The organism is Variovorax paradoxus (genome assembly GCF_009755665.1).
GTDB lineage: Bacteria > Pseudomonadota > Gammaproteobacteria > Burkholderiales > Burkholderiaceae_C > Variovorax > Variovorax paradoxus_G.
In genome coordinates this window covers 2631391-2655929 of the sequence record NZ_CP046622.1, presented here as the reverse complement: position 1 = coordinate 2655929, position 24539 = coordinate 2631391, and the positions used below count along the sequence as shown (strand labels likewise).

Annotated in this window: 22 protein-coding genes and 1 other RNA gene; 9 read left to right on the top strand and 14 right to left on the bottom strand. The window is 67.0% G+C overall.

All coding sequences use genetic code 11. From position 1 onward, the window contains the following. Positions 1-2 precede the first annotated feature (2 nt). Positions 3-887, bottom strand: coding sequence for a ZIP family metal transporter (locus tag GOQ09_RS12315; RefSeq protein ID WP_157616684.1), 885 nt, complete (start codon positions 885-887; stop codon positions 3-5). Positions 888-1091: 204 nt separating this feature from the next. Between GOQ09_RS12315 and GOQ09_RS12310 the strand changes: the two genes are divergently transcribed. From GOQ09_RS12310 to moeA, 4 genes are all read left to right on the top strand, one after another. Continuing rightward, positions 1092-1853, top strand: coding sequence for an SDR family oxidoreductase (locus GOQ09_RS12310; protein ID WP_157613665.1), 762 nt, complete (start codon positions 1092-1094; stop codon positions 1851-1853). A gap of 64 nt (positions 1854-1917) precedes the next feature. Beyond that, positions 1918-3069 (top strand): GTP 3',8-cyclase MoaA, encoded by a 1152-nt coding sequence (gene moaA, locus GOQ09_RS12305; protein WP_157613664.1) that lies wholly within the window; start codon positions 1918-1920, stop codon positions 3067-3069. Beyond that, positions 3066-3716, top strand: a complete 651-nt coding sequence (gene mobA, locus GOQ09_RS12300) for a molybdenum cofactor guanylyltransferase MobA (protein ID WP_157613663.1) — start codon at positions 3066-3068, stop codon at positions 3714-3716. The genes moaA and mobA overlap by 4 nt, the downstream gene beginning before the upstream one ends. Continuing rightward, positions 3713-5029: a molybdopterin molybdotransferase MoeA gene (gene moeA, locus GOQ09_RS12295; RefSeq protein ID WP_157613662.1), complete on the top strand. Its 1317-nt coding sequence runs from the start codon at positions 3713-3715 to the stop codon at positions 5027-5029. Before mobA ends, moeA begins: the two co-directional genes overlap by 4 nt. Before the next feature lie 10 nt (positions 5030-5039). Here moeA and rnhA read toward each other — a convergent pair whose 3' ends face one another. Then, positions 5040-5489: a ribonuclease HI gene (gene rnhA, locus GOQ09_RS12290; RefSeq protein ID WP_126746501.1), complete on the bottom strand. Its 450-nt coding sequence runs from the start codon at positions 5487-5489 to the stop codon at positions 5040-5042. A 41-nt stretch (positions 5490-5530) separates the two neighbouring features. Further along, positions 5531-6301: a class I SAM-dependent methyltransferase gene (locus GOQ09_RS12285; RefSeq protein ID WP_242631093.1), complete on the bottom strand. Its 771-nt coding sequence runs from the start codon at positions 6299-6301 to the stop codon at positions 5531-5533. On the opposite strand from GOQ09_RS12285, the gene gloB reads away from it, so the two are divergent. Then, on the top strand, positions 6300-7079 hold the full coding sequence (gloB, locus tag GOQ09_RS12280; RefSeq protein ID WP_157613661.1) for a hydroxyacylglutathione hydrolase: 780 nt from the start codon (positions 6300-6302) through the stop codon (positions 7077-7079). The two genes, GOQ09_RS12285 and gloB, sit on opposite strands and share 2 nt — an antisense overlap. Continuing rightward, positions 7076-8677, top strand: coding sequence for a transglycosylase SLT domain-containing protein (locus GOQ09_RS12275; protein ID WP_157613660.1), 1602 nt, complete (start codon positions 7076-7078; stop codon positions 8675-8677). Before gloB ends, GOQ09_RS12275 begins: the two co-directional genes overlap by 4 nt. Positions 8678-8683: 6 nt before the next feature. Here GOQ09_RS12275 and GOQ09_RS12270 read toward each other — a convergent pair whose 3' ends face one another. The 7 genes from GOQ09_RS12270 to dnaX all read right to left on the bottom strand — a co-directional run bounded on the left by GOQ09_RS12270 (position 8684) and on the right by dnaX (position 14820). Then, positions 8684-9517: an ABC transporter permease gene (locus GOQ09_RS12270; protein ID WP_126746504.1), complete on the bottom strand. Its 834-nt coding sequence runs from the start codon at positions 9515-9517 to the stop codon at positions 8684-8686. Continuing rightward, positions 9514-10329 carry an ABC transporter ATP-binding protein gene (locus tag GOQ09_RS12265; protein WP_157613659.1) on the bottom strand — a complete coding sequence of 272 codons (816 nt, stop codon included), beginning with the start codon at positions 10327-10329 and terminating at the stop codon, positions 9514-9516. Before GOQ09_RS12265 ends, GOQ09_RS12270 begins: the two co-directional genes overlap by 4 nt. Before the next feature lie 54 nt (positions 10330-10383). After that, a complete protein-coding gene (locus GOQ09_RS12260; RefSeq protein WP_157613658.1) occupies positions 10384-11418 on the bottom strand; it encodes an ABC transporter substrate-binding protein in 1035 nt (344 codons plus the stop codon). A gap of 145 nt (positions 11419-11563) precedes the next feature. After that, a complete protein-coding gene (locus GOQ09_RS12255) occupies positions 11564-11956 on the bottom strand; it encodes an MAPEG family protein (protein ID WP_157613657.1) in 393 nt (130 codons plus the stop codon). A gap of 15 nt (positions 11957-11971) precedes the next feature. Continuing rightward, complete coding sequence (gene recR, locus GOQ09_RS12250) at positions 11972-12562, bottom strand: recombination mediator RecR (protein WP_126746508.1); 591 nt, start codon at positions 12560-12562, stop codon at positions 11972-11974. A 7-nt stretch (positions 12563-12569) separates the two neighbouring features. Further along, the gene (locus GOQ09_RS12245) at positions 12570-12902 is read right to left on the bottom strand and encodes a YbaB/EbfC family nucleoid-associated protein (RefSeq protein WP_012747441.1); all 333 of its coding nucleotides are present in this window, start codon (positions 12900-12902) and stop codon (positions 12570-12572) included. A 52-nt stretch (positions 12903-12954) separates the two neighbouring features. Then, positions 12955-14820: a DNA polymerase III subunit gamma/tau gene (dnaX, locus tag GOQ09_RS12240; protein ID WP_157613656.1), complete on the bottom strand. Its 1866-nt coding sequence runs from the start codon at positions 14818-14820 to the stop codon at positions 12955-12957. A 179-nt stretch (positions 14821-14999) separates the two neighbouring features. On the opposite strand from dnaX, the gene ffs reads away from it, so the two are divergent. Next, positions 15000-15096, top strand: an RNA gene (gene ffs / locus GOQ09_RS12235) — signal recognition particle sRNA small type. Between the two features lie 77 nt (positions 15097-15173). On the opposite strand, the gene GOQ09_RS12230 is transcribed toward ffs, so the two are convergent. Next, entirely contained in the window at positions 15174-16046 is an 873-nt protein-coding gene (locus GOQ09_RS12230) for a class I SAM-dependent methyltransferase (protein ID WP_157613655.1), read from the bottom strand. A gap of 109 nt (positions 16047-16155) precedes the next feature. Here GOQ09_RS12230 and GOQ09_RS12225 point away from each other — a divergent pair, with 109 nt between their 5' ends. Next, entirely contained in the window at positions 16156-16845 is a 690-nt protein-coding gene (locus tag GOQ09_RS12225) for a winged helix-turn-helix transcriptional regulator (RefSeq protein WP_207309951.1), read from the top strand. A 30-nt stretch (positions 16846-16875) separates the two neighbouring features. Here GOQ09_RS12225 and GOQ09_RS12220 read toward each other — a convergent pair whose 3' ends face one another. From GOQ09_RS12220 to GOQ09_RS12210, 3 genes are read right to left on the bottom strand one after another with little or no spacing between them, the layout of a single operon-like run. Next, positions 16876-18120 carry a TIGR03862 family flavoprotein gene (locus tag GOQ09_RS12220; protein WP_157613654.1) on the bottom strand — a complete coding sequence of 415 codons (1245 nt, stop codon included), beginning with the start codon at positions 18118-18120 and terminating at the stop codon, positions 16876-16878. Then, positions 18117-21377 (bottom strand): UvrD-helicase domain-containing protein, encoded by a 3261-nt coding sequence (locus tag GOQ09_RS12215; RefSeq protein ID WP_157613653.1) that lies wholly within the window; start codon positions 21375-21377, stop codon positions 18117-18119. The genes GOQ09_RS12220 and GOQ09_RS12215 overlap by 4 nt, the downstream gene beginning before the upstream one ends. After that, complete coding sequence (locus tag GOQ09_RS12210) at positions 21374-23971, bottom strand: PD-(D/E)XK nuclease family protein (RefSeq protein WP_157613652.1); 2598 nt, start codon at positions 23969-23971, stop codon at positions 21374-21376. The genes GOQ09_RS12215 and GOQ09_RS12210 overlap by 4 nt, the downstream gene beginning before the upstream one ends. Positions 23972-24128: 157 nt before the next feature. Here GOQ09_RS12210 and trxA point away from each other — a divergent pair, with 157 nt between their 5' ends. Next, entirely contained in the window at positions 24129-24461 is a 333-nt protein-coding gene (trxA, locus tag GOQ09_RS12205) for a thioredoxin TrxA (protein ID WP_012747433.1), read from the top strand. Positions 24462-24539: the final 78 nt, after the last annotated feature.

Below are 24539 nucleotides of genomic sequence, written 5' to 3'. Positions count from 1 at the left end.
GGCTACCCCAGCGCCGTGTCCAGCAGCATCATCAGCACGAAGCCGAGCATCAGCCCGCTGGTCGCGAAGCTTTCGTGCCCCTTGCGGTGCGACTCCGGAATGATCTCGTGGCTGATCACGAACAGCATGGCCCCAGCCGCAAAGCCGAGCCCCCAAGGCAGAAGCAAGACCGAGTGCCCCACCACGGCAGCGCCCAATACCGCGCCCAAAGGTTCGACCACCCCTGAAAACATTCCGATGAAGACCGCGAACCCGCGTCTGTAGCCCGCCGCCAGCAGCGCCACGGCCACCACCAGGCCTTCGGGCACGTCCTGGATGGCGATGCCGGTGGCCAGTGCGTCGGCGCGCAACCCGTTGCCGGCCGCATAGCCGACGCCGATCGCCAGGCCTTCCGGCAGGTTGTGCAGCGCAATGGCAAACACGAAAAGCCAGGTGCGCCGCAGCCTGTGCGCAGTCTGGCCCTCCAGCCCCTTGATGAAGTGCTCGTGCGGCAGCACGCGATCCAGCAGCATCAGCGCGATCCCGCCCAGCAGGATGGCCGAGGCCATCACGCCGCCAGCGGCCCAGCTGCCGCCGCCGAACATTTCCGCCGTTCGCGCCGCCTCCAGGCCGGGGATGATCAGCGAGAAGGCGCAGGCGGCCAGCATTACGCCAGCGCCAAAGCCGAACAGCGTGTCCTGCAACCGTTCAGGGAGCTTCTGCGAAAACAGCACCGGCAGCGTGCCCAGCGCAGTGGCCAGCGCCGCAACCGAACCGCCCACCAAGGCGCGCCAGACGACCGGGTCCGCGCGAACGAATTCGCGAAACCGGAAGGCCAGCGCAAGCGCGCCGGCAGAGACGATTGCCAGACCGATCCATTGGCGTGCCGAGAGATCGGTGCGCTGCATGTAAAGCACGATTGCAAGCTCCTTGTGTTGAAAGAGCCCTTTGCGTCCATTTGAGTGCTGCGTACTCAGGCACCTTAATGATAGTAATTCTCAACAACGACGTCCAGCAGGCGTTGAGCGAACTGCGCAAAAGCGCCACGCACGAGCGCCGGACAGCACGGCCCGATACACTGCCCCGCTGCACTTTTTTCGAGGAGACACAGCGTGCGCGTCAAGGACAAATCCATCATCGTGACCGGTGCCGGCGGCGGTATCGGCGAAGGCATCGCCAAGCGGCTCGCGGCCGAGGGCGCCCAGGTGCTCGTGAACGACATCAACCCGGCAGCCGGCCAGCAGGTGGTCGAAGCCATCTTGCGCGACGGTGGCAGGGCCTCGTTCTTTGCGGCGGACGTCACGCAGTCGGCCCAGGTCAAGGCCTTGGTCGATGCCGCGGTGGAGCGCCACGGCAAGCTCGACGCCATGGTCAACAACGCCGGGTGGACGCACCGCAACCGCCCTGCCCTTGAAGTTGGCGAAGACGAATTCGACAAGTGCTACGCGGTCAACGTGAAGAGCATCTATCTGGCCACGGTGCATGCGGTGCCCGCATTCCGCGCCAATGGCGGTGGCTCTTTCATCAACATCGCCTCCACGGCCGGCGTGCGTCCGCGGCCGGGCCTTACCTGGTACAACGGCTCCAAGGGTGCCGTCATCACGACCAGCAAGTCGCTGGCCGCCGAGCTCGGCCCCGACAACATCCGCGTGAACTGCATCAACCCGGTGTTCAACCCCGACACCGGCCTGGCCGCCGAATTTGCCGGCGGTCCGCTCACCGAGGAGCGCAAGGCCAAGTTCCGCGCCACCATTCCGCTCGGCCGCTTCTCGACGGCGCTCGACGTCGCCAACGCCGCGCTGTACCTCGCGAGCGACGAGGCCGCGTTCATCAGCGGCGTGTGCATCGAAGTGGACGGCGCGCGCTGCGTCTAGCGCCCTGCCGAGTAGCCCTTTCCGGCTCGGCCCATCCCCGATGGAGTAAATTGGCCGCTGCCCCATGAACAGCAAAAGCACCACCGTCATTCCGCTCTCCAAAATCGGCCGCGCGCGCCCGCCGGTTTCGGTGCCGGAAGTTGCCGTGCCCGCCACCGGCCACCTGCTCGACCGCCTCGGCCGGCCCTTGACCGACCTGCGCATCAGCGTGACGGACCGCTGCAACTTTCGCTGCAGCTACTGCATGCCGAAAGACGTGTTCGACAAGGACTACCAATACCTGCCGCACAGTGCACTGCTGAGCTTCGAGGAAATGACGCGGCTCGCGCGGCTTTTCGCGGCGCACGGCGTGCGCAAGATCCGTCTGACCGGCGGCGAGCCGCTGCTGCGCAAGAACATCGAGGGGCTGATCGAGCAGCTTTCCGAGCTTCGCACGCCGGCCGGCGAGCCACTGGCGCTCACGCTTACCACCAACGGTTCGCTGCTGCGGCGCAAGGCGGCGGCGCTGGCGGCTGCCGGCCTGCAGCGCGTGACGGTAAGCCTCGACAGCCTCGACGACGCGGTGTTCCGCCACATGAACGACGTCGATTTTCCGGTGGCCGACGTGCTGGCCGGCATCGAGGCGGCACTGGCCGCCGGACTCGGCCCGATCAAGGTCAACATGGTGGTGAAGCGCGGCACCAACGAGCAGGAAATCCTGCCGATGGCGCGCTACTTTCGCGACAACCACGGCGGCAAGGTCGTGCTGCGCTTCATCGAATACATGGACGTGGGCGCCACCAACGGCTGGCGCATGGACGAGGTGCTGCCTTCGGCGGAGGTCGTCGCGCGCATCGGCGCCGAGTTTCCGCTGGTGCCGATCGAGGCCAGCGCGCCCGGCGAAACCGCGCAGCGCTGGGCCTATGCCGACGGCGTCGGCGAGGTCGGCGTGATCAGCAGCGTGACCCAGGCCTTTTGCCACGACTGCAGCCGCGCGCGCCTGTCCACCGAGGGCAAGCTCTACCTTTGCCTTTTTGCCAGCGCGGGCCACGACTTGCGCCCGCTGCTGCGCGGCACCGCCACCGACGAGGAGATCGCCTCCGCCATCGGCCACATCTGGCAGGGCCGCGCCGACCGCTATTCCGAACTGCGCGCGCTTCGCGGTCCTGAAAGCGCCGAGCACGACACCAACGACAAGGCGCCGCGACGCGTCGAAATGAGCTATATCGGCGGATGACCCCAAAGACACAAGAACCCATTTCCCCCGGCGAGATCACCGGCCTGCTGCTGGCCGGCGGACGCGGCACGCGCATGGGCGGCATCGACAAGGGCCTGCAGAACTTCAACGGCTCGCCGCTTGCAATGCACGCCGTGCTGCGGCTGGGCATGCAGGTCGGCGAGGTCATGATCAACGCCAACCGCAACCTGGCTGCCTACGAATCCTTCGGCGTGCCGGTGTGGCCCGACAGCCTGGCCGACTACGCGGGCCCGCTCGCGGGCTTTCTGACCGGCCTCGAGCGCTGCGAAACGCCTTACCTGTTGACCGTGCCTTGCGACACGCCGCTGTTCCCGCTCGACTTGGCAAGCCGCATGGCCGAGGCGCTGGTTGCCGACAACGCGGAAATCGCCATGGTCAGCGCCCCCGAAGCCGCCGCCGAACCCGGTGCCGCGCCGGTGCTGCGGCCGCAGCCGGTGTTCTGCCTGCTGCACACCGCGCTGCTCGAAAGCCTAGTGAACTTCACCCAGTCCGGAGGCCGCAAGATCGACGCATGGACCGCGCAGCACCGCACCGTGCTCGTGCCTTTCGACCGGCCCGGTGACGCACCCGACGCTTTTTTCAACGCCAACACGCTGGCCGAGCTGCACGCGCTTGAAAACCGATGAGCCGCATCGCCGACATTGCCGCCGCCCTTGCAGGCTATGACCCCCAGGCCCTGAGCGTCGACGGAGTCCAGGCCTTCCTGGCCCAACTCGTCGCCCAGGCCGTGGTTTCCGAACGCGAAGAGGTCGGCGTGCGCGAGGCCCTGGGCCGCGTGCTGGCCGAAGACATCATCTCGCCTGTCAGCGTGCCGCCGCACGACAACTCCGCGATGGACGGCTTTGCCTTCGATGGCGCCATCCTGCGGGACGATGCGCCCATCGACGCATCGATCGAGCTGCGCGTGGTGGGAACCGCGCTGGCCGGCGCTGCGTGGCGCGGCCCCTTGGGTGCGGGCGATGCGGTTCGCATCATGACGGGGGCGGTCATGCCTGAAGGGCTCGACACCGTGATCCCGCAGGAGTTCTGCAAGGTCGACGGCGACCGTGTGAGCTTTCCTGCCAAGGTGCTCCGCCGCGGCGACAACCGCCGCTTCGCGGGGGAAGACCTGATGCAAGGCCAACCTGCCCTGAAACATGGCGAGCGCCTGTCGCCCGCAGCACTGGGCATGATCGCGAGCCTTGGCCTGCCTTCTGTTTCCGTGCTGCGGCGCCTGCGCGTGGCCTACTTTTCGACCGGCGACGAAATCCTGAGCCTTGGCGATCCGCCGCGCGAAGGCGCCGTGTACGACAGCAACCGCTACACGGTGTTCGGCCTGCTCACGCGGCTGGGCTGCGAAGTGATCGACCTGGGCCTGGTGCGCGACAACCCCGCCACGCTTGCCGCCACGCTGCAACGCGCCGCCAGCGAGTCGGACGCCATCATCACCAGCGGCGGCGTGAGCGTCGGGGCCGCCGACCACACGCGCGCGGTGATGCAGCAGCTGGGAGACATGGCGTTCTGGCGGGTTGCCATGCGCCCCGGTCGGCCGATGGCCGTCGGGCTGATCCCGCGCGACCAAACCTCTTCATCGCAGCCGGGCGCCGCCGTGTTGTTCGGGCTGCCCGGCAATCCGGTGGCCGTGATGGTCACTTTTCTTGCGTTCGTGCGGCCTGCGCTGCTGCGCATGATGGGCTGCCACGACATCGCCGCCGCACCGCGGCCGCTGCTGCGTGCACGCAGCGCGGGTGCCATCCGCAAGAAGCCAGGCCGTACCGAATACCAGCGCGGCTTCGTCACGGCTGTGGCCGGCGCGCTGCCCGAGGTTCGCATTGCGGGCAACCAGGGTTCGGGTGTGCTGAGTTCGATGGTCGAGGCCAACGGGCTGGTGGTGCTGCACCACGATCAGGGCAGCGTGGACGCGGGCGATGAAGTCGACGTGATGATGCTCGAGGACTAGCCCCCGGGGCCTAGATTCGCCCGAGGGCCTTGTCCACGCCCTTGTTCGCAAGCATGTCGGCGCGCTCGTTGCCCGGGTCGCCCGAGTGGCCCTTGACCCAGCGCCATTCGATGACGTGGCCGCCCTCCGCCACCAGCTTGTCGAGCTTCTGCCAGAGTTCCACGTTCTTCACCGGCTGCTTGGTCGAGGTGCGCCAGCCCTTGGCTTTCCAGCCGCGGATCCACTCGGTGATGCCCATGCGCACGTATTGACTGTCGAGGTAGAGAATGACCTTGCAGGGCCGCTTGAGAGCGGCGAGGCCCTCGATCACGGCCGTGAGCTCCATGCGGTTGTTGGTGGTGTTGAGTTCGCCGCCGAACAGCTCTTTTTCGGTGGCGCCAGATTTGAGCCACGCGCCCCAGCCACCGGGGCCCGGGTTGCCTTTGCACGCACCATCGGTGTAGATCACGACTTCGTTCAAAACTTTCTTTTCCTTCGTCTTTCAATCGATCATTGATTCAATCAGTCGGCGTGGTCGGCCTTGTGCACCTTGCCCGCCAGGGGCACCGGCGCTGTCGCACGCGCTGCGGCGCGGCGCCACTCGGCTCCCAACAGGCGCATGCCGCGCACCCGCTTGACGGCCACCAGGAAATACACCGCACCAAAAATCGGCCACCAGCGCTCGCCGGCGGTATCCATCCAGCGGCAGCGCTCGAGCCATGCCTCGCTGCGCACTGCGGGCCGGTAAACGCCAAAACGCCCCGACTCCACCTCGAAGCTCAAGAGCCGCAGCCAATCGCGAATGCGCCAGTAGCCGATGAACTCGCCGCCCTCGGGCAAAAAGAGTTCGCCCAAGCCGAGCTTGCGGTACAGGTGCGCACGGCGCTGCCGCATGCCCCACAGGCTGGCCGGGTTCAGGCCGCAGATCACCACGCGGCCTTCGGGCACCAGCACCCGTTCCACCTCGCGCAAGGTGGCGTGGGGGTCGGGGCTCAGCTCCAGTGCGTGCGGCAGCACCACAAGGTCGAGACTATTGGCCGCGAACGGCAGCGCCGCAAAGTCGGTGAACAGCGCGGCCCTGCCGGGTTGCTGCAGAGGGTCGCTCAAGGCGAGCCAGCGGTGCGGCATGCGGTTGGCGCGCAGCCCCTCGATCTCGGCGGCGCCCAGCTGCAGCGCGTGATAGCCGAAGACATCCGCCACGGCTTCGTCGAACTGGGCCTGCTCCCACGCCAGGAGATAGCGGCCGGGGGGGGTCGCGAACCAATCCTGCAAACCTATAATTTGACCGCTCATGACCCTTGTTCCGCTGCCCGCCTTCGCTGACAACTACATCTGGATGCTGCAGGACGGTTCCAACGCGATCGTGGTGGACCCGGGCGACGCTCAACCGGTATTCAACGCATTGACGCGCGACAAGCTGCAGCTCGCCGCGATTCTAGTCACGCACCACCACCCCGATCACACGGGCGGCGTGGCCGCGCTCCATGCGGCAACCGGCGCGCCGGTGTTCGGCCCCGCGCGCGAGCGCATCCCCGAACCCTTCACGCCGCTTTCGCATGGCGACACCGCCGAAGTGCTCGGGCTGCGCTTCCAGGTCATCGACGTGCCGGGCCACACGGCCGGCCACATTGCGTACTTCTTGCCGGCACACCAAGGCCAGGCGCCGCTGCTGTTTTGCGGCGACACGCTGTTCTCCGGCGGTTGCGGCCGCCTGTTCGAAGGCACGCCGGCGCAAATGCTGGCTTCGCTCGATGCGCTTGCAGCACTGCCCGGCGACTCCCGCGTATGTTGTGCGCATGAATACACACTTGCTAACCTGCGTTTCGCTCAGGCGGTGGAACCCGGCAATACCGATCTGACTCAGTACACCGCGCATTGCGAAAGCCTGCGCGCGCAGGGGCAGCCCACGCTGCCTTCGCAACTGGCCACCGAACGCCGAATCAACCCTTTTCTTCGCAGCCGCGAAGCCACTGTCCTTAGAGCGGTGCGCGAGCACGCCGAGCTTTCCGCGAATGCGGGCGAAGCCGATGTGTTTGCCGCACTGCGCCAATGGAAAAACGACTTCCGATGAAATTTATCGCTGCTGCCTGCCTTGCAGGTTCACTGTTGCTCGCGGGCTGCGCGGGCACCACCACGACCCCGTCTTCGTCCGGCACTTCCGCACAATCCGCCACCACGGGCGGTACCGCGTCCAAGGTGGCCGGCAGCGCGGCGCCTGTCTATCCGGGCGGCCCGCTCACCCCCATCACCAGCAGCGAAGCGCATTCGCAAAGCGTGGTCACGCTCGCACCGCCCGCCGACATGTGGGATCGCATCCGCCGCGGTTTCAAGATGCCCAACCTCGAGAGCGACCTCGTGCGCGACCGAGAGCAGTGGTATGCCAGCCGGCCCGACTACATCCAGCGCATGACCGAGCGCTCGAACAAGTACATGTTCCACATCGTCGAGGAACTCGAGCGGCGCAACATGCCCACCGAACTCGCGCTGCTGCCGTACATCGAAAGCGCGTTCAACCCGCAGGCCATTTCCAGCGCGCGCGCCGCGGGCATGTGGCAGTTCATGCCGGCCACAGGCACCGACTTCGACCTGAAGCAGAACATCTTCCGCGACGACCGCCGCGACGTGGTGGCATCGACCCGCGCCGCGCTGGACTACCTGCAAAAGCTCTACCGCATGTTTGGCGACTGGCAGCTTGCGCTGGCCGCGTACAACTGGGGCGAAGGCAGCGTGAGCCGCGCCATTGCCAAGAACCAGCGCCTTGGCCTGCCCACCACCTACAGCGATCTTTCCATGCCGGCCGAAACGCGGCTCTACGTGCCCAAGCTGCAGGCCGTGAAGAACATCGTTGCGAACCCGCAGGCGTTCAACGCCGAACTGCCGCTGATCGCCAACCACCCGTACTTCCAGACCGTGACGCTCACGCGCGACCTCGACGTCGAGCTGGCGGCAAAGCTGGCCGACGTTCGGCTCGAAGACTTTCGCGCCCTGAACCCCGCCGCGCACAAGCCGGTGCTGCTTGCGGCCGGAACGCAGCAGATCCTGCTGCCCTGGGACAACGCCGCCGTGTTCCAGCGCAATTTCGACGCCTACTCGCAAGGCCAGTACGCCAGCTGGACGGCATGGGTGGTTCCCAACACCATGACGGTGGCCGATGCCGCCCAGCGCTCGGGCATGAGCGAGTCCGATCTGCGTGCGCTCAACAGCATTCCGCCGCGCATGCTCATCAAGGCCGGCTCCACGCTCATCGTGCCGCGCGGTGCCCGCGTGAAAGAAGATGTGACGGCCCTGGTCGCCGACAGCGGGCACCTGAGCTTCCAGCCCGAGATCGTCAACCGCCGCACCACCATCAAGGCGGGCCGCAACGACAGCGTAGCCAGCATCGCCCGCCGCTACAAGCTCGCGCCCGCCAACGTGGCCGAGTGGAACGATGTCAAGCCCAATCATGCGTTCAAGCGCGGCTATAGCGTGGTCGTATACCTTCCGGTTCGAGCCGCACCCGCGGCTCGCGTCGGATCGGGGGGCGGACAGGCTCGCGGCCGCGCAAGCACCAAGCGCGGAAGCAGCGCGGTAAAGGCGACTGCCGCACGCGGCAACGTGACAAAGTCCAGCGGCAAGCAGCAGGTCGTGCGCGAAAAGCGCGGCGGCACGCCGGCAAAGAAGAAGCGCTGAACCCGGCTAGAGCTTTTCGGTCTCGCCGCTGCGTGGCTGCCACTTCATCAGGCGCTTCTCGATGAGCCCGACCAGGCCGTCGAGCAGCAGCGCAAAGGCCGTGAGCACCACGATGCCGGCAAACACCGTGTTGACGTCGAAGGTGCCTTCGGCCTGCAGTATCAGGTAGCCCACGCCGCGCGCCGACCCCAGGTACTCCCCTACCACCGCACCCACGAAGGCCAGGCCCACCGACGTGTGCAGGCTCGAGAACACCCAGCTGGTAGCGCTGGGCAGATACACGGTGCGCAGCAGCTGCCGCTGATTGGCGCCCAGCATCTTCGCGTTGGCCAGCACCACGGGGCTGACCTCGCGCACGCCCTGGTAGACGTTGAAGAACACGATGAAGAACACCAGCGTGACGGCCAGCGCCACCTTGCTCCAGATGCCCAGGCCGAACCACAGCGCGAAGATCGGCGCCAGGATCACGCGCGGCATCGAGTTGGCGGCCTTGATGTAGGGATCGAGAATCAGGCTCGCCGTGGGCGCCAGCGCCAGCCAGAGCCCGCACGCCAGGCCGAGCACCGTGCCAATGCCGAAGGCCAGCACCGTCTCGAGCAGCGTGGTGCCCAGGTGGCGGTAGATGTCCGCGTTGCCTTTCAGCCCCTCAGGGAACAACAGGTTCGGCGGCACTTCGAACGGCAGAAACCAGCTCCAGATGCGGCCAGCCACCTGAATGGGCTCACCCAGAAAGAACGCGATCTGCTGATTGCGCGACGCCACGTGCCAGGCCACCAGCAAGACCACGAGCAGCACCAGCTGCCAGAAACGCGCATTGCGTTCGTTCAGGCGCGGCATCATGCGGCCTTCCTCAATTGCTGCGCGTAGCCCTTGAGCACTTCGTCGCGCAGCACTTCCCAGATCTGCGTGTGCAGTTCGACAAAGCGCGGCTGCGTCCGCACCTCGGCCACGTCGCGCGGGCGGGCAAGGTCGATGGTGAATTCGCCGATGGGGTGCGTGGCCGGCCCGGCCGACAGCACCACAACGCGATCGCTCATCGCAATCGCCTCATCAAGATCGTGCGTGATGAAGAGCACTGCCTTCTTCTTGGCGCTCCAGAGTTCAAGCACTTCGTTTTCCATCAGCTGCCGGGTCTGGATGTCGAGCGCGCTGAACGGCTCATCCATGAGGATGATGTCGGGGTCGAGCACCAGTGTTTGCGCCAATGCCACCCGCTTGCGCATGCCGCCCGAAAGCTGATGCGGATAGCGGTCGCCGAAACCCGAAAGGCCCACGCGCGAAAGCCACGCCTCGGCCTGTTCGCGTGCATCGGCCTCGGGCACGCCGCGGTACTGCAGCCCCACCATCACGTTGGCGACGGCGCTGCGCCACGGCATCAGCGCCTCTGTCTGGAACATGTAGCCCGCCCGCGCGTTCACGCCCGCAAGCGTCTCGCCAAAAACCTTCACCGTGCCCGAAGAAGGCTCGAGCAGACCCGCCCCCACGTTCAGCAACGTCGACTTGCCGCACCCTGTTGGCCCCACCACAGAAACGAACTCCCCTGCCCTGACGCGCAGCGTGGTGTCTGCCACCGCGGTGTAGCGCTGGCCCGGATCGTCCTTCGAGTGAAAGGTGCAACTGATGGAGAGAAGTTCGAGTGCGTAGTCGGACATGTCTGGCTGCAAGAAAAAACCCGGCCGAAGCCGGGTCGCGGGGACGTTCGGAGGTCAGGCTTTGAACCTGTCCTTCGCGCGCCGGGCAAAATCGTTGGTGTAGGTCTTGGCGAGGTCGATCTTGTCGGCCTTCACTGCCGTGTCGAAGCTGGAGATGGCCGCGAGCGCCGTCTTCGGCCCTTCGGTCGGCACGAGGCCATCGGTGGCAATCGACTCGCGCACCTTGTCGAAAGACGCAAGGTACAGCGCGCGGTCGCCGAGCAGATAGGTTTCGGGCACCGTCTTGATGATGTCGCCGGGCCCCGCAGTCTGCAGCCACTTGAGGCCGTGCACGATGGCGTTGGCCAGCGCCTGGCAGGTGTTGGGGTTCTTCTGGATGAAGTCCATCGGCGCGTAGAGGCAGGCCGCGGGCATCGGACCGCCGAACACCTGCTGCGTGCCCTTGAGCGTGCGCGTGTCGCTGATGATCTTCACGTCGCCCTTCTGCTCGAGCATGGTCATCACCGGGTCGGTGTTGCTGATGGCGTCGATCTGGCCCGAGCGCAGCGCCGTGAGCGCGCCGGCCGCGACACCCACGCCGATGTAGCTCACGTCGCTGGCCTTCAAGCCGCCGCGCGAGAGCACGAGGTTGGCCACCATGTTGGTGGACGAGCCCGGCGCCGAGACGCCGATCTTCTTGCCCTTCAGGTCGGCAATGCCGGCGTAGCCCGCCATGTTCTTGGTCGACACGCCCACCGCGATTTGCGGTGCGCGGCCCTGCAGCACGAAGGCCTGGAAGAACTGGTTCTTGGCCTGCAGATTGATGGTGTGCTCGTAGGCGCCGGAGCACACGTCGGCCGAGCCGCCCACCACGGCCTGCAGCGCGCGTGCACCGCCGGCAAAGTCGGAAATCTCGACCTCGAGGCCTTCGGCCTTGAAGTAGCCGAGCTGCTCGGAGATGGTGAGAGGCAGGTAGTAGAAGGCCGCCTTGCCGCCGACTGCGATGGAAATCTTCGTCTTCTCGAGTTTGGCTTGCGCAAAGACCCGCGGCAGCGCAACTGCTGCGGCAGCGACTGCGGAGGCGGTGATGAGGGTTCTGCGATGGAGCATGGAGCGGTCCTGCGGGCTCTTTGATTCTGGTGAACTGAATCGAGCTTAGGGGTGCGCCCACGTTGCCTGCATCGGGGTCATCCCGTGCGGGTTTTTACGTAAACATGAAGACCTCTACGAGGCCTCTTCCGATGGCTTGGTGCGCCTATCGCGCGACGAAAAGAATCGCGATGTTGACCAGGAATCCGAGTGCCCACACTGCGCTGCGCACGCTGCCGATGCCCTTGATGTACACCGCGATGTAGATCACGCGCAAGACGACATATGCAGCCGCAAGCATGTCGAGCCTTGCCTGCGCCGCACCGAGCTGATGCGCAATGATCACCGCGCCGATGAAGAACGGCAGCCCTTCGAAGCTGTTGGCCTGCGCGCTGTTCGCGCGTGCGCGCCAGCCGCTCTGCTTTGCGGCCCAATCGCGCGGCTGGATGTTGTCGCGCGGCCCGAAGCTGCCGACCTTGGCGATCCATGCCGCCAGGTACGGCAGGCCGCAGGCAATGAACACGCACCAGTAGGCAATCGTCAGCAGTGAAAGAGTCATGTCGGTTGTCTGTGCCTACCTGCGGTCTACCAGCGCATGCGCGATGGTGCCGAGATCGACGTATTCGAGTTCGCTGCCCGCCGGCACGCCGCGCGCAAGCCGTGTCACGTTGAGGCCGCGCTGCTTGAGGGCTTCGCCGATCACGTGCGCGGTGGCTTCGCCCTCTGCCGTGAAGTTGGTGGCAAGGATCACCTCGCTGACCGTGCCGTCGAGCGCGCGGTCGAAGAGCTTCTGCAGGCCGATGTCCTTGGGCCCGATGCCGTCGAGCGGACTGAGCTTGCCCATCAGCACGAAGTAGTAGCCGCGGAATGCACCCGTGCGCTCGAGCGCGGCCTGGTCGGCGGGCGTTTCGACCACGCAGAGCTTGCTCGCGTCGCGGCGCGGGTCCAGGCACACGTTGCAGACCGGCGCCTCGGTGAAGGTGTTGCAGCGCTCGCAATGCCGCACGTTGCCGGCCGCCTGCTGCAGGGCACGCGCGAGCAGCTGTGCGCCTTCGCGGTCGTGCTGCAGCAAATGAAAAGCCATGCGCGAGGCCGACTTCACGCCGACACCGGGCAGGCGGCGCAACGCATCGACCAATGCGTCGAGCGAACTGGCGTCGGCCATCAACGGCTCAGAACGGCAGCTTCATGCCGGGCGGCAGGCCCGGCATGCCGGCCGTGAGCTTGCCCATCTTCTGTTCGCTGGTTTCCTCGGCCTTGCGCACCGCGGCGTTGAAGGCGGCGGCCACCAGGTCTTCGAGCATGTCCTTGTCGTCGGCCAGAAGGCTCGGGTCGATGGTGATGCGCTTGACGTCGTGCTTGCAGGTCATCACGACCTTGACCAGGCCGGCACCCGATTCGCCTTCGACCTCGATGGTGGCCAGCTCTTCCTGGGCCTTCTTGAGGTTGTCCTGCATTGCCTGCGCCTGCTTCATGAGGCCGGCCAGTTGTCCTTTGTTGAACATCGTTGGTCCTGATTGTTGGTTGGAAAAAATGGGGAAGGATAAGAGACGGCGCTCAGGCGGGCTTGAGCGTTCCAGGCACGATCTTCGCATCGAATTCGCGCATCAGCATCTGCACCTCGGGGTCGTTGCGAATCGCCTCTTCGGCCACACGCTGGCGTTCGTCGGCCGCGTGCTTGTTGCGGCGCGCGGGGCTGTCGACCACGCCGCCGATTTCAATCGCCAGCTTCACGCTGTGGCCCAAGGCCGCGAGCGCGTCGGCGAGCTTCTCGCGCGCCGAAGGCTGGTTGAGCAGTTCACGCTCCACGCGCAGTATCCACTGGTCGACGTCGCGCGCCACAAGTTGCGACTGCAGCGCAAGCTCGCGCGCCAGGGCATTGATGCTCTCGGCCGCAATCATCTGCGTGACGGTGGCATGCCAGAAATCGCCGTCTTCGCTGGGGGGAATGGGCGCTGCGGGGGCGCGCTGCCCGTCGGGCCGAGGCACGTCCCGCTGGCCCGGCGGCGGCTGTACGCGAATCGGCACCGCGAGCACCCTGGGGCTGTCTTCGCCAATCGGCGCCTCCGCCGAAGGGGGCGGCCTCGGCGGCCCGCCCTGCCGCACCGGTTCGCTCACCACCGCAAGGCGCTGGCCCGCCGGTGCCGCATCGGCTTGCGGGGGCACCGGTGCGGCAGCCCGAGCGGGTGCCTCGGCTACCGGTGCAACCCGAGCCGCAGGTGCCGCCGTGGGCGCCAAAACCGCCCGTGGGGCGTCATTCAGAGTTTTTTTTTCCGCTGAAGCCGAAGGGGCCGATGAGGAAGTGGCCGCGCCCGAAGGCTTGAAGGCCAGCAGCCGCAGCAGCACCATCGTCAGCGCCGCATACTCGTCGGGCGCCAGGCCCAGCTCGCCGCGGCCGTGCAGGCACAGGCTATAGAGCAGTTGGGTTTCGTCTGCCGGCATCAGCGATGCCAGGCGGGCTGTATCGGCCGCATCGGGGTCGGTGGCCGAATCGGCCGACTCCGCGCGCGAAGGCACCGCCTGCAGCACGGCCATGGCCTGAAGCACGGCCGTCATTTCTTCCAGCGTAGAGGCAGCCGACATGCCGTCGCGCCGCAGCGCCTCGGAGGTATCGACCACCGTTTTGCCGTCACCCAGCGCCAGCGCCTCGATCAGCTTGAACACATGGCCTCGGTCCACGCTGCCGAGCATCTGCCGCACGCCGGCTTCGAGCAGTTCGCCGTTGCCGAAGGCAATCGCCTGGTCGGTGAGCGACAGCGCGTCGCGCATCGAGCCACGCGCCGCGCGAGCCAAAAGGCGCAGCGCCTGCGGTTCGGCCGGTACCTGTTCGGTCTGCAGCACGCTCGTCAGGTGTTCGAGCACCGTTTCAGGCGCCATGGGCCGCAGATTGAACTGCAGGCAGCGCGACAGCACCGTGACCGGCACTTTCTGCGGATCGGTCGTTGCCAGCACGAACTTGAGGTATTCGGGCGGCTCTTCGAGCGTCTTCAGCATCGCGTTGAACGCGGTGTTGGTGAGCATGTGCACTTCGTCGATCATGAAGACCTTGAAGCGCCCCTGCACCGGCTTGTAAACCGCCTGCTCGAGCAGCGACTGCACCTCGTCCACGCCGCGGTTCGAGGCCGCGTCCAGTTCGGTGTAATCAACGAAGCGGCCCGAATCGATGTCCTTGCAGGCCTGGCACACCCCGCAAGGCGTGGCCGTGATGCCGCCCTGCCCATCCGGACCCTGGCAGTTGAGCGACTTGGCCAGGATGCGCGACACCGTGGTCTTGCCCACGCCCCGCGTGCCGGTAAAAAGGTAGGCGTGATGCAGGCGCTGCGTGGTCAACGCGTTCTCGAGCGCCTGCACCACGTGCCCCTGACCGACCATCTCGCCAAAGGTTTTCGGACGGAACTTGCGAGCGAGCACGAGATAAGACATTGGGGGCATTCTAAAAGGCGCGGAGCCGGTCCCCGGCCCTCCCCCGCAATCTAAAAAGCCCTGCCTTTTTCGCGGGATACCGCGGAGCCGGCTCCGCCGGCCGCCGGTATAGCCCGCCAGCAGAGGGGTGGGCGAAGCGACACGAAGTGCGCGCAGCCTGGGGGGTTACAATAAGTGCTGACGGGCCTCCCTGCATGGTGAAGTGGCCAACCGGGTCAGGTGGGGAACCAAGCAGCCCTAACTGCGTAGTCAGTGCCAGGGGTAAGGCTCGTCAACCTAACATCAAAAAACCGCGAGTTCTCAAGACAAGAACTTGCGCGTTGCAAGAGGGGCTCTAAGCCCCACTCCCACCCTCACGCGCTTCCCGCGCCGACCAGCATTTCGCATGGCCCGACGAAGCCTTCGCTGCCTTCGAACTGGCGCAGCGCCTCTTCGATGGCATCCCAGGTGCTCGCGCGCTCGGCCTCATCGAGCCCGACCATCATCTGGTGCAGCGCTCCGAAGGACTCGCGTTCGAAGCGCACGCATTCGGCCGCACTCGCCAGCCGCACCGGCGACGGCACCCGGCGCACTTCGATGTCGCGCAAGCCGGCTTTGGCAAACGCGGCCTCGAGCGCGCCCTCGGCACCGAGCGAAAAGGGCCCGGGCTGACCCGGCAGCGGCGCAGGGAGCCGCGCGCGTTCGCGAATGATCTTCACGGGGATCGAGAAGAACGCGTTGCGCTCGGGGGTCGAGTAGACGACCGCCGACACCCGCCCGCCCGGACGCAAGGCGCGCCGCATGCCGGCAAGCGCGCGCTGCTGGTCGGGGAAGTAGATCAGGCCCACGCGGCTGATTGCCGCGTCGAAGCTGCCGGCAGGCAGCGTGTCGAGCGCCTCGCCGTCGAGTTCGAGGGTCTCGAGGTTCGACAGTCCCGCGGCCTTGGCATCCGCCGCCGCGCGCTCAAGCAAGGCCGGCGCGATGTCGGTGGCAAGCACGTAACCACTGGCGCCCGCGCGCCGCGCGGCACCGATCGACTGCTCGCCCGCGCCGGCGGCAACGTCGAGCACCCGGCTGCCGGGCCCGATGCGGGCCAGATCGAACATGGTTTCCGTCGCATCGCCCAGCCAGCGGCCGAGAAACGGTCCCCAGCGGTGCCAGGCCTCGGCGGCGGCCTGCCACTGAGCGCGCGTGGTGGTCTTGAAGGCGGCGGCGTTGAATGCCGGCGCGGCTGTGGCGGTTTCCATGATGTGTCTCCATCGAGTGAGGGAGTCTCAAGAATGGCCGCGCGGCCCAAGCTTCGCCAGTCCAGAATTTGTACTGGCCTCGGCGCGCCTCAAGGACTAAATTGACGCCATGATCGACTACGGCCAGTTTTGTACTGTGGCGCGCGGCGCCGAGGTGCTGTGCGAGCGCTGGACGCCGCTGGTCGTGCGCGAACTGCTGTGCGGCAGCACGCGCTTCAACGACATCCGGCGCGGCGTGCCGCGCATGTCGGGCTCGCTATTGGCCCAGCGCCTGCGCAAGCTGGAGGAAGTGGGCGTCGTCAAACGGGTTAATGGCGACGGAAGCACGGCCGAATACCACCTGACCGCAGCGGGCGAGGAGCTGCGCCCCATCGTGATGGCGCTGGGCCATTGGGGTGCGCGCTGGATCGGCAGCCGGCTCAAGCGCGACCAGCTGGACGCCGGCTTCCTGATGTGGGACGTCCGCCGCTTCGTGCGGATCGACGAGTGCCCGCGCGCACGCTGCATCGTGATCCACTTCCGCTTCACCGACGCGCCCGACGGCGAGCGGCGGTGGTGGCTGGTCGTCGACCAGGGCAGCGCCGACCTCTGCCGCGACAACCCTGGCGAGGAGCCGACGCTGATTGTCGAATCAACCGTGCGGACGCTGACCGAGATCTGGACCGGCGACCTCGACGCCGGGGCTGCGTTGCGCGAGCGGCGCTTGCGCGTCATTGGCACTGAATCCGATACCCGCGACCTGTGGCGCTGGCTGGGGCGCAGTGTTTTTGCCGACACCCGGGCCGCAGCGCGGCTCTGAGGCTTGCCGCGCCGCAGCCGGGATAAACCGTTAGACGTTCAGCCGTTTGATCGCTCCGCGCGCCGCGGCCGCGCCGCTGGCCATGGAGGCCGTCAGCAGGTAACCGCCGGTCGGCGCCTCCCAATCGAGCATTTCCCCCGCAAGGAACACGCCCGGCAATGCGCTTGCCATGAGCCCTTCGTCGAGTGCATCGAAGCGAACGCCGCCCGCGGTGCTGATGGCTTCATCGATGGGGCGCGCCGCAACCAGGCGCAGCGGCACGGCCTTGATGGTCGCCGCCAATTGGGCAGCGTCTTGCATGGCCTCGCGGTTCAGCACTTCGTGCAGCACACCGGTCTTGATGCCTTCCAGGCCGAGCCGGCTCTTGAGGTGGCTGCTGAGCGAGCGGGCGCCCCGCGGATGGGTGACGGCAGCCAGCACCTGCTCGGCACTTCGGTCGGGCAGCAGATCGAGCAGCAGCGTGGCGCTGCCGTGCGCGGCGATCTCGTCGCGCAGGAATGCCGATGCTGCATAGATCAGGCTACCCTCGATACCGGTGGCAGTCGCAACGAACTCGCCCTTGCGCGCAAAGCGGCGGCCTTGGCTGTCGGTGAATGAAATGGCGACCGACTTGAAGGGCTGGCCCGCAAAGCGGCTGGAGAAATGTTCACTCCACCCTGCTCCATCGAAGCCGCAATTGGCGGGCAGCAGCGGCGCGACGTCGACGCCGCGCGCCTGGAGCCACGGCGCCCAAGTGCCGTCGGAGCCCAGCCGCGCCCAGCTTGCACCACCGAGCGCGAGCACTACCGCATCGGCCTTCACGGTGGCTTCACCGCCCGGGGTGGCAAACCGCAGCGAAGCCGCAGCTATCGGCGCATCTCCGTCGACAAGCCAGCGATGGCGCATATGAAACTGCACGCCCGCTGCGCGCAGCCGCTGCAGCCACGCACGCAGCAACGGCGCGGCTTTCATGTCGGTCGGGAAGACGCGGCCCGATGTGCCCACGAAAGTCTCGATGCCCAGGCCTGCTGCCCATTGGCGCACCTGCTCCGGTCCGAACTGGGTGAGCATGGGTTCGAGCTGTGCGCGCCGGTCGCCGAACCGGCTCATGAAGATGTCAAAGGGCTCCGAGTGTGTGAGGTTCAGCCCGCCGCGGCCGGCCAGCAGGAACTTGCGGCCCACGGAGGGCATGGCGTCGTAGACGTGCACCTGCACGCCGGACGCGCTCAAGACTTCGGCCGCCATGAGGCCGGCAGGTCCGCCGCCGATCACGGCAACGGTATGGGAAAGAGTCATTCGAGATGTACCAGTTCGCCCTGCCCGGTCAGGAACGCGGCGCGCACCGTGGCACCGGGGTAGGCATGTTGCACGGCGGCGCGGTAGCGCTGCATCTGTGCGATGAGTGCCGCGTCGCGCTCGGGGCGAGCGGCAGATTTGTAGTCGAGGATCCACCAGGCGCCGGTGATGCGCTCGCGCACCAGTCGGTCGATGCGCAACGTTTCGCCTTCGTGCACCAGAGTGACTTCATTGCCGTGCCAGTCGATCATGCGCTCATTCCACGCCCATGCCCCGGCGCCGCCGCGAATGCGCTCGGCGAGCACCGCGGCGCCGCGTGCCTGCTGCGCATCGAGCAAGAACTCGCGCGCGGCGGCTCGCACGTGCGCAGCCGGCAAGGGCTCGCCCGGCTCGGCCCATTCGAGCAGACGGTGCATCGCCTGGCCGAACGCGGCAGCGCGCGCATCGACGGTAGTGTCAGCGGCTTTCTTGATAGCCACGGGTTCCTTGACCGCTGGCGCGAGCACCGGCATCTGCTTCATGGGGAAGCTGCCTGTGCCGGAAGCCACCGGCAACACGATCAGCGGCTCGTCGGCTTCGACGGGTTCGCAGATCGATTCGAGCCGCGTCCACCAGCTGCCCTCGTTCGCGCGGGCCGGCTGCACCGACGACAGCACAAGGCGCTCACGCGCCCGGGTGGTCGCCACATAAAGACCGTTGAGCTCCTCACGGTGGCGTGCGCGCTGTTCTTCTTCGAGCAATGTGGTGGCGCAGCCCGGCGGCGTTTTCTCGCTTGCCAGGAACACGAAGCGCGTGGGTGCACTGTCGCTCCCCTTCCATTCGACCAGCACACCCATGGTCTGGGCGCGCGGCGGCGGCGCGTCGCAGTCGAGCATGAGCACGGTGTCGGCCTCGAGGCCCTTGGCGCCGTGTACCGTCAGGAGTTGCACCGCATCTGGCACCGCGACGGACGGTGCCCTGACGCCCCCGGCGCGCAATACGCGCACCAGCGCATAAGGCGTGGCGTAGCGGGCGCCTTCGATCTCGAGCGATGCCGCCAGCAGCCCGCGCAGATTGGCCAAGGCACTCTGTCGCATGGCCGAGGGCATGGCGGCACCGAACCTGGCGAGCACATCGCCATCGTGAAAGATCGCATCGAGCGCATCGTGCGGGGGCAACGCAGCAAGCCAGCGCCGCCACTGCTTGAGCTTGGCGCCCGCCTCGACCAGTTCCTGCGGCAGGTCTTCGCCCTTTTGAATCAACGCGAACCAACTCGACGAAGGTTGCTCGCGCTGGCGCAGCGCCAACTGCACCAGCGCATCGTCGCCGATGCCGAACAGCGGCGACTTGAGCGCGCGTGCCAGGGAGAGGTCGTGCGCGGGCGATACCAGCGCATCGATCAGCGCGACCACGTCCTGCACTTCAGGCGCATCGTGCAGCTCGTTCTTTTCAGGTTGCTGCACGGGAATGTGCCGCTGACGCAGCGCGTCTTGCATGGCGGACAGCCGGTTGCGGCGTCGCGCCAACACCATGATCTGCCGCGGCGGCGTGCCGTCGGCAATGCGTTGCGCCACCCAGCGCGCGGCCTGTTCGCATTCCTTTTGCAGCAACTGCTCTTCGGGCAACACGCGCGGCGTAACGAGGCTGTCGCGCCAATGCAGCATGCCGTCGTCGGCAGGTGCTGCTGCGGCCGTGCTGACTGCATCGCGGTCGATGGGCGGGAGCTTGAGCAGTTCGCCCTCGTCGCTCCGCTCGGTGGTGTGTGCGCGGTAGCCGTCGAATTCTCCCGCCTCTTGCGCGGCCAGCATCGCCTGGTTGACAAGACCGACTACCGCACGCGCGTTGCGGTGGGTGTGGTCGCAGTTGAGCAGTTCGCCGCCCAAGCCTTCGCGCACGAACTTCTTGGCAGCGATGAACACCTGCGGCTCGGCACGGCGAAAGCGGTAGATGCTCTGCTTCGGGTCGCCCACAATGAAGACGCGCGGTGCCTTGCCGCCCGCGCCGGTGTAGGCGCTGAGCCACCCGTAGAGCGCCTGCCACTGCAGCGGGTTGGTGTCCTGGAACTCGTCGATCAGCAGATGGGCGATGCGTGCATCGAGCCGCTCCTGCACCCAGCCCGACAGCGCCGACTGGCCGAGCAGCAATTGCGCGGCCTGCTCGACGTCGTTCATGTCGACCCATCCGTGCGCGCGCTTCACGTCGGCAAAGGCGGAGACGAGGATGCGCGTAAGGCGCGTCATGCGCTGCTGGTAGAGCCACGCCGCGTGCTGGGCCTGCGCCATGCACAGAGTCTGGAGCTCGGCTTCGGCTTCTTGCGCGGCGGGGTATTTCTGCAGGTTCTTGGTGAGCCGGTCTTCCGTCGCGACGAAGAAGTTCTTGCGCAGGTGCGCCAGGGCGGCGGCGCGCGATTCCCGCGGCGGTTCGCCGGTGCCGAACACGTCGATGATCGCCTCGGCGGCCTTCTGCGGCGTCTTGTTGGCCTCTCGGCCGAGCGCTGCGGCGCGATCGAGCCAGCGGCGCCTGACAAGGTCTCCATTCAAGGCATCGGTCGGTTCCCCGAGCCCTGCGAGCGACGGATGCATGGCGCTGAAGTGCTGCACGGCCGACGCCGGATCGGACAGCGAAAACTCGACACGGCGCGTGAGCGCTTCGCCCAATGCCTTGGCGGTCTGCGACCGGCCGTAGGTGGCCACGACGGCGTAGTAGTCGGCCAGCGCCTCCTTGTCGGCCGTCACGGCTTCGAAGAACGGGCGCCAGGTGCGCGCGCGCGCCTCCGCATCATCTTCGAGCAGTTCGTAGTTCGCGGGGAGGCCGAGTTCGCGCAGCACCGCCAGCGGCGCGTTGCGCAAAAGCCCCGCAAACCAGGCGTGAAAGGTGCGGAACTGCACCGGCCGACCGCCTTCGAGCAACCGCCTGTAGAGGCCTTTCAGGCGCGGCACGGCGGCAAGTGCCGCCGGGGGATCGACACCGCGCATCACGAGTTCGCGCACCAGCTCTTCGGGGCTGCGCTCGGCGAACTGCTCCAGCCATTGGTCGAGCCGCTCGCGCATCTCTCCAGCAGCCTTCTTGGTGAAGGTAATGGCCAGGATCTCGTGCGGCTCGCAGGCGGATTCGCCCTCTTCGAGCAGCGCGCGCAAGATGCGGGACACCAGCATCCAGGTCTTGCCCGCACCGGCGCAGGCTTCGACCGCAACGGAGCGGCGCGGATCGCAGGCGACGGTGTAGAACGCCTCGCGCGTGACGTGCCGGCCGTTGTGTTCGTAGGCGGCGCCGTTCATCGGGCAGGCCCTCCAGCCACAGCGTCAGTCGAAGGCGGAGGTTGTTCGATTTCCCAGAAGTCTTTTCTGCAAAGCCCCCGTGCGGCGCAGTAGTCGCAGATGGCGCCCTCCCCCAACGGCGGGAGCGCCGCACCCTCGGCGATGCGGGTGAAATCATCGAGGATGCCCGCGACCAGCGCATCGCGCGCCTCCACCACCACGGGCTGTTCGACGGTCTGCGTGCCGGACGATTTTTCGCCGACGTTCACGTAGGCGGCGCGCAGCGTGTCGTCAGCCACCAGCGCGGCATAGAAGGCAAGCTGCGTGTCCTCGGTCGGATCTTTCACGCGCTCCTTGGTGACCGCGGCCGATTCGGTCTTGTAGTCAATCACGAAGGCCTGGCCGTCGGGCATGCGGTCGATGCGGTCCAGCCGGCCGACCAGCTGCAGGTTGCCCAGCGGCTGCTCCATCCACGGTTCCGATTCGGCGAAGACCGCGCCGCTTGCTTCATGGCCGGCAAGCCACTGCAGGTAACCGTCGCGTACCGCCGGCCAAGCCGCGGCGAACGGCAGGAACTCGGCGTCGGAGAGCGCGAACTCGTGCGTGGCGCGCTCGGCCGCGGCGGTGATGTACGCCACGCGTTCCGCCGTGTCGTCGGTGGGGGTTTTCTTCAGCGCCTCATGAAAGTGGCCCAGCACGGCATGCAGCCAGTTGCCGAAGTCGCGCTTGTCGACCTCGGCGTCGAGCTCGTCGGCACTGCGAAGGCCCAACTGCCGCAACGCGAAAAAGCGGTAGGGACAGCGGCGCAGGTCTTCGTAGACGCTGGTCGAAATGTTCCGCAGCGGCAAAAGCGCTCCAGAGGGCGTCGGGTACAAGGTCGGCTGCAGCGCAACATCGCGCGGCGTGCGTGGGTCCGGCGCCATTTGCAACGCATGGTCGAGTTGCAGCGACTGCACCAGCGGGCTCGGCCGCACGGGCTCGCCGCTGGCATCGGATTGGCGCCAGAGCAATTCGCAACAAGGGTTGCACAAGGCCGCGGCCCAGGCCGAACGTTGCGCGGCCTCGAGCGTTTCGCGCGCGGGCAGGCCGAGTTCTGCGCGTTGGGCGGCGCTCCAGTTGCCAGGTGGCTCGGGCGAGGCAGGCAGGCGCCGGTCGTCGCACCCGGGAATGACCACCGCGCCGAACGCCCGGCCCAACAGCTGGTGCAACGGCAACACCACCACCTGGGGCACGTCGCCGCCGGCTGGCGGCACAAAGCTGGCGTCTTCGAGCACGTCGCGCACCCAGGCGGTGAACTCGGCCAGCGTATGGCGTCCACCGGGAAATTCGTCGTCGTCGCCGTGCGCGCCGGCATCGAGCCACAGGGCACCGATCACCTTGCCACCGGCCATGTCGGCGGCGAGCGGCTCCCACTGCCCGCCGGCTTCGAGCAGCTCGCGCAAGGCGCGAAGCCAGTCTGCGAGCGGTCTGGAACGGGCCAAGGCCATGCGGCGGCCTTCCACGGCTTCGGTGAAAGGCAGCAATGCGATGTCTTGCGGCTTTTCGCTGCGAGCGGCCTGCCCGCACCAGGCCGACCACTCGCGCACGCCTTCGCGCCGCAGTCGCGCCTCGAGCGCCTGAACGGCGAGCGCATCGCCGTCGGCGCTGCTCTTGAGCCATTCGAGCACCTGGTCGCTGCCGGCGTCGTGCGCGCAGGCGCGCAGTGCACTCATCACGGTGGCGGCGGCGCGCGTGGTGGAAAGCTTCCAGCCGGTTTCGTCGTGCGCCGTGATGCCGTGCGCCTGGAGCTGTGCGCCGATGCGGCGCGTGAGCGCGCGGTCGGTGGTGATGAGCGCGACCGGCGCGCGGCCCTCTGCCAAGTGCCGCAGCACGCAGGCGGCGGCCAGTTCCGCCTCGTCCTCCAGGTCGTCGGCAACGTGCGCGCTCGCAGCCGCGGCGGGTGGCGCCGTGGGCACCAGCGAGAGATGAATCGCGCGGTCGCCCCACAGATTGCACAGCGTCTGCGTGAGCGGATCGGTCTGGAAGCCTTCGAGCACGATGAGCGCATCGACCTGCTTACGCACGTTCTCGCGCAGCAGCACATCGGTGGCATAGCCCGAGTTGGCGGCCCAGGCCACCGCAACACGGATCAGCGCGCTTTCGATGCGGAACCACTCCGACTCGCTGCCCGCTTCGGCCACGTGGGCCGCCTTCTGCGCCCATTCGCTGCCGCGCTCTTGCGGCAACGCCGCGGCCGCCAGCGGAGCCAACTGGTAGGCCAGCTCGACCACGCGGCCCGCCAGCGCAAAGCGTTCGGCGGCAAAACCGGCCTGGGAGAGCAGCGCCTGGGCCGTGACCAGGTCGCGCGCCATGTCGAAGGCAATGTCGTAGCCCGTGGGCAAGAAACCGCCCGAACTGCGCGCCCAGTTGCGCGTGGTTTCGAACCGCGGCACGAAGCCCGCGCTGCCGCAGCGCCCCCACATGCCGCGCGCGACTCCCATGAGCTGCGCATAGGGCACCAGGACCACGGTGCGCGCCGCGTGCAGCTGCCGCTGTGCAATAGCGGCGGCAATGCGCGCAACCACGCCGTCGGCGGGGTCGCACCACAGGGCCTGGACGGGGTGGCCTTCGTTCATGTTCTATCGAGAGGTTGGAGGGCGTGGGGCGCGACGCGCAACGGGCTTTTGCTATCGGCGCCATAGCGTTCCCGCACGGCACCCCACCCCTTGGTTTCTGTCACAATGACCAGCACTTTAGCTGCACCGAAACTCTCCGCGCACAAGGACACATCACATGGCCAGCGACCTGATCAAACACATCTCCGATTCTTCCTTCGAAGCCGACGTGCTCAAGTCCAGCCAGCCCGTGCTGGTCGACTACTGGGCCGAATGGTGCGGCCCCTGCAAGATGATCGCACCCATCCTGGATGAAGTGTCGACCGCCTACGAAGGCAAGCTGCAGATCGCCAAGCTCAACGTGGACGAAAACCGCGACATTCCGGCCAAGTTCGGCATCCGCGGCATCCCCACGCTCATGCTGTTCAAGGACGGCCAGCTCGCCGCCACCAAGGTCGGCGCCATGAGCAAGGCGCAACTCACGGCCTTCATCGACCAGCAGCTCGCCTGAGACATTTCAACCGGCCAGCGCGCAATGCGTTGGCCGGGCGATTTTTCCTGTCATAATCTCCCACAGATCACCGGCCCT